At 55.3% G+C, this 5720-nt stretch carries 2 tRNA genes and 3 rRNA genes; all 5 read left to right on the top strand.

The features are described from left to right. Positions 1 to 255 precede the first annotated feature (255 nt). The 5 genes from AC3WTD_RS18405 to rrf all read left to right on the top strand — a co-directional run bounded on the left by AC3WTD_RS18405 (position 256) and on the right by rrf (position 5576). Positions 256 to 1796 (top strand): 16S ribosomal RNA (locus AC3WTD_RS18405). 180 nt (positions 1797 to 1976) lie between these two features. Further along, a tRNA-Ile gene (locus AC3WTD_RS18400) sits at positions 1977 to 2053 on the top strand. 66 nt (positions 2054 to 2119) lie between these two features. Beyond that, positions 2120 to 2195: transfer RNA gene (locus tag AC3WTD_RS18395), tRNA-Ala, on the top strand. 203 nt (positions 2196 to 2398) lie between these two features. Next, positions 2399 to 5278 (top strand): 23S ribosomal RNA (locus AC3WTD_RS18390). A 184-nt stretch (positions 5279 to 5462) separates the two neighbouring features. Continuing rightward, a 5S ribosomal RNA gene (gene rrf, locus AC3WTD_RS18385) occupies positions 5463 to 5576 on the top strand. Together the 16S, 23S and 5S rRNA genes with 2 tRNA genes alongside form the textbook arrangement of a ribosomal RNA operon. Positions 5577 to 5720: the final 144 nt, after the last annotated feature.

Below are 5720 nucleotides of genomic sequence, written 5' to 3'. Positions count from 1 at the left end.
GGTGTTGACGGTCGCAAAAAGCGATGTAGAATGGGCGGCTCACCCGGAACGAAAGGTTCCGGGGCGATCACCGAAGTGGTGGTTGGCGAGAAGATCTTTGACAGTGTGCGCAGGTGAATTGTGTGGACGTCTTGTGCTGATGGGTTGCGACCTGTCCAAGCAATGCAAGCGTCCCACCAAAGAAAGTCAGTAATGAGTTTTTTCGGTTGGGAAGAACGCTTCAGAAAGATAGATGGCATTAAGCCATCGACAACTTAAGTGAAGAGTTTGATCCTGGCTCAGATTGAACGCTGGCGGCATGCCTAACACATGCAAGTCGAACGGCAGCACAGGTAGCAATACCGGGTGGCGAGTGGCGGACGGGTGAGTAAAGCATCGGGATCTACCCTGACGTGGGGGATAACCTCGGGAAACCGGGACTAATACCGCATACGTCCTACGGGAGAAAGCGGGGGACCTTCGGGCCTCGCGCGGCAGGACGAACCGATGTGCGATTAGCTAGTTGGCGGGGTAAAGGCCCACCAAGGCGACGATCGCTAGCTGGTCTGAGAGGATGATCAGCCACACTGGGACTGAGACACGGCCCAGACTCCTACGGGAGGCAGCAGTGGGGAATATTGGACAATGGGCGCAAGCCTGATCCAGCAATGCCGCGTGTGTGAAGAAGGCCTTCGGGTTGTAAAGCACTTTTATCAGGAGCGAAATACCACGGGTTAATACCCTATGGGGCTGACGGTACCTGAGGAATAAGCACCGGCTAACTTCGTGCCAGCAGCCGCGGTAATACGAAGGGTGCAAGCGTTAATCGGAATTACTGGGCGTAAAGGGTGCGTAGGCGGTTGTTTAAGTCTGTCGTGAAATCCCCGGGCTCAACCTGGGAATGGCGATGGATACTGGGCAGCTAGAGTGTGTCAGAGGATGGTGGAATTCCCGGTGTAGCGGTGAAATGCGTAGAGATCGGGAGGAACATCAGTGGCGAAGGCGGCCATCTGGGACAACACTGACGCTGAAGCACGAAAGCGTGGGGAGCAAACAGGATTAGATACCCTGGTAGTCCACGCCCTAAACGATGCGAACTGGATGTTGGTCTCAACTCGGAGATCAGTGTCGAAGCTAACGCGTTAAGTTCGCCGCCTGGGGAGTACGGTCGCAAGACTGAAACTCAAAGGAATTGACGGGGGCCCGCACAAGCGGTGGAGTATGTGGTTTAATTCGATGCAACGCGAAGAACCTTACCTGGCCTTGACATGTCCGGAATCCTGCAGAGATGCGGGAGTGCCTTCGGGAATCGGAACACAGGTGCTGCATGGCTGTCGTCAGCTCGTGTCGTGAGATGTTGGGTTAAGTCCCGCAACGAGCGCAACCCTTGTCCTTAGTTGCCAGCACGTAAAGGTGGGAACTCTAAGGAGACTGCCGGTGACAAACCGGAGGAAGGTGGGGATGACGTCAAGTCCTCATGGCCCTTACGGCCAGGGCTACACACGTACTACAATGGTCGGTACAGAGGGTTGCGATACCGCGAGGTGGAGCCAATCCCAGAAAGCCGATCCCAGTCCGGATTGGAGTCTGCAACTCGACTCCATGAAGTCGGAATCGCTAGTAATCGCGGATCAGCTATGCCGCGGTGAATACGTTCCCGGGCCTTGTACACACCGCCCGTCACACCATGGGAGTGGGTTGCTCCAGAAGGCGTTAGTCTAACCGCAAGGGGGACGACGCCCACGGAGTGGTCCATGACTGGGGTGAAGTCGTAACAAGGTAGCCGTATCGGAAGGTGCGGCTGGATCACCTCCTTTCAAGAAACGACGGCGTGATTCTTCACGCAAGACGTCCACACAAGACACCTGTACTTTACGCAAAGTCCCTTTTGCGAAGAGCGAACATCAAGACCGGCCATCCATGGCCGGACTCTTCAACAAAGCCGCTCCGAACCCAAGTTCGAAACAGGCTGGTGCAGGCTCTGGGGCTCAATCTCTGGGTCTGTAGCTCAGGTGGTTAGAGCGCACCCCTGATAAGGGTGAGGCCGGTGGTTCGAGTCCACCCAGACCCACCATTACCTCACGCGGAGTCATCCGCGAAGGGCAGATCAAGGCCGCCCTTCCGTGGGCGGACTCCTCAAGGGGCCATAGCTCAGCTGGGAGAGCACCTGCTTTGCAAGCAGGGGGTCGTCGGTTCGATCCCGACTGGCTCCACCATCAAGCGCTGCGTGAAGTATCAGCACACCAAAGATTTTGAAATCATCCGGCATCGAGGCCGGCGTGATGTTCTTTGAAAACAAGTAAACGAGTGACAAGCGTCTTGGTTCGAACCGAACCGAGGCAAGTGTTAAGGCACGAAAACGAAGTAACTTGGCTGCACCTGAGGAGGGTGCATGCCCCGAGGCGACTTGGGGTTATATGGTCAAGCGACTAAGCGTATACGGTGGATGCCTTGGCAGTCAGAGGCGATGAAGGACGTGGCAGCCTGCGAAAAGTGTCGGGGAGCTGGCAACAAGCTTTGATCCGGCAATGTCCGAATGGGGAAACCCACCGCGCAAGCGGTACCGTGCACTGAATTCATAGGTGTACGGGGCGAACCCGGGGAACTGAAATATCTAAGTACCCGGAGGAAAAGAAATCAACCGAGATTCCCTCAGTAGCGACGAGCGAACGGGGACTAGCCCAAAAGCGCACGGTGTTTTAGTTGAACAGCCTGGAAAGGCTGGCCATAGACGGTGATAGCCCGGTAAGCGAAAGGGCACCGTGCGTGAAATTGAGTAAGGCGGGGCACGTGAAACCTTGTCTGAACATGGGGGGACCATCCTCCAAGGCTAAATACTCCTGACTGACCGATAGCGAACTAGTACCGTGAGGGAAAGGCGAAAAGAACCCCGGAGAGGGGAGTGAAATAGACCCTGAAACCGTATACGTACAAGCAGTGGAAGCCCGCAAGGGTAACTGCGTACCTTTTGTATAATGGGTCAGCGACTTACTGTCAGTGGCAAGCTTAACCGTATAGGGGAGGCGAAGAGAAATCGAGTCTGAATAGGGCGCATAGTCTCTGGCAGTAGACCCGAAACCGAGTGATCTATCCTTGGCCAGGTTGAAGGTGCGGTAACACGCACTGGAGGACCGAACCCACATCTGTTGCAATAGATGGGGATGAGCTGAGGATAGGAGTGAAAGGCTAAACAAACTCGGAGATAGCTGGTTCTCCTCGAAAGCTATTTAGGTAGCGCCTCGGACGAATCTTCCTGGGGGTAGAGCACTGTTATGGCTAGGGGGTCATCGCGACTTACCAAACCATGGCAAACTCCGAATACCAGGACAGACTATCCGGGAGACACACGGCGGGTGCTAACGTCCGTCGTGAAAAGGGAAACAACCCAGACCCGCAGCTAAGGTCCCAAAGTCATAGCTAAGTGGAAAACGATGTGGAAAGGCATAGACAGCCAGGAAGTTGGCTTAGAAGCAGCCATCCTTTAAAGAAAGCGTAATAGCTCACTGGTCGAGTCGGTCTGCGCGGAAGATTTAACGGGGCTAAGCTATGCACCGAAGCTCGGGGTGTGCACGCAAGTGCACGCGGTAGAGGAGCGTTCCGTAAGCCTGTGAAGGTGGATTGTAAAGTCTGCTGGAGGTATCGGAAGTGCGAATGCTGACATGAGTAACGATAATGGGGGTGAAAAGCCCCCACGCCGAAAGCCCAAGGTTTCCTCGCGCAACGTTCATCGGCGCAGGGTGAGTCGGCCCCTAAGGCGAGGCAGAAATGCGTAGTCGATGGGAAGCTGGTTAATATTCCAGCACTTTTCTACAGTGCGATGTGGGGACGGAGAAAGTTAGGTCTACCGGGCGTTGGTTGTCCCGGGGAAAGGCGGTAGGCATGGATCTTTGGCAAATCCGGGATCCTTTATGCCGAGCACCGAGACGAGTCCTATTGGACGAAGTGACCGATACTACGCTTCCAGGAAAAGCCACTAAGCTTCAGCTGTAGAAAAACCGTACCGTAAACCGACACTGGTAGGCAGGGTGAGAATCCCAAGGCGCTTGAGAGAACTCGGGTGAAGGAACTAGGCAAAATGGCACCGTAACTTCGGGAGAAGGTGCGCCCTTCGACGTGGTCACGTGCGTGACTGAGCGTTGAAGGGTCGCAGTAACCTGGCCGCTGCGACTGTTTATCAAAAACACAGCACTCTGCAAACACGAAAGTGGACGTATAGGGTGTGACGCCTGCCCGGTGCTGGAAGGTTAATTGATGGGGTCAGCCGCAAGGCGAAGCTCTTGATCGAAGCCCCAGTAAACGGCGGCCGTAACTATAACGGTCCTAAGGTAGCGAAATTCCTTGTCGGGTAAGTTCCGACCTGCACGAATGGCGTAACGACAGCGGCGCTGTCTCCACCCGAGACTCAGTGAAATTGAATTCGCTGTGAAGATGCAGCGTTCCCGCGGCAAGACGGAAAGACCCCGTGAACCTTTACTATAGCTTTACACTGAACGTTGAGTTCTTCTGTGTAGGATAGGTGGGAGGCTTTGAAGTGCAGACGCCAGTTTGCATGGAGCCATCCTTGAAATACCACCCTGAAGTGCTTGACGTTCTAACCTCGGCCCGTAATCCGGGTCAGGGACCGTGTATGGTGGGTAGTTTGACTGGGGCGGTCTCCTCCCAAAGAGTAACGGAGGAGCACGAAGGTACGCTCAGCGCGGTCGGACATCGCGCACTGTGTGCAAAGGCATAAGCGTGCTTGACTGCGAGATCGACGGATCAAGCAGGTACGAAAGTAGGTCTTAGTGATCCGGTGGTTCTGTATGGAAGGGCCATCGCTCAACGGATAAAAGGTACTCCGGGGATAACAGGCTGATACCGCCCAAGAGTTCATATCGACGGCGGTGTTTGGCACCTCGATGTCGGCTCATCACATCCTGGGGCTGTAGCCGGTCCCAAGGGTATGGCTGTTCGCCATTTAAAGTGGTACGCGAGCTGGGTTCAGAACGTCGTGAGACAGTTCGGTCCCTATCTGTCGTGGGCGTTGGAGATTTGAGGGGGGCTGCTCCTAGTACGAGAGGACCGGAGTGGACGTTCCGCTGGTGTTCGGGTTGTCTCGCCAGAGGCATTGCCCGGTAGCTATGAACGGAAGTGATAACCGCTGAAAGCATCTAAGCGGGAAGCACGCCCCAAGATGAGATCTCCCGAGAGCTTGACTCTCCTCAAGGCACCATCAAGACTAGGTGGTTGATAGGTCAGATGTGGAAGCGCAGCAATGCGTTCAGCTAACTGATACTAATGAGCCGTGCGGCTTGACCATATAACCCCAAGTAGCTTCGTGGGTCTTGGCAAAGCCTGATTCGCATTCACCTCGACGCTTGTCACTCGTTTACGATTTATCTCACGTGAGATCCCTCTCACGAAAGAAGAGTCAACACCCCGCCATCCATGGCGGACTCTTCAAGAATGCGGAGCCGGCGCGTCAGCGCTGCTCCCACCCCTTCCCTGGCGGCCATAGCGGCGTGGTCCCACCTGATCCCATCCCGAACTCAGAAGTGAAACGCGCATGCGCCGATGGTAGTGTGGCTTGGCCATGCAAGAGTAGGTCACCGCCAGGGGCTTTATCCTGAAACACCCTCACCGGCAACGGTGGGGGTTTTTCTTTGGTGCAGTGACACCGCCGCTTGCGACCTGCAACAGCTCGCTGCCTGGGGCTTTTTCCTGGAAGGCCTCCCCCTCCGGGGTGGCCTTCGCTTTTTGGG

It is taken from the genome of Rhodanobacter sp. FW106-PBR-R2A-1-15 (genome assembly GCF_058789735.1).
This window is presented reverse-complemented; position numbering and strand designations above follow the sequence as displayed.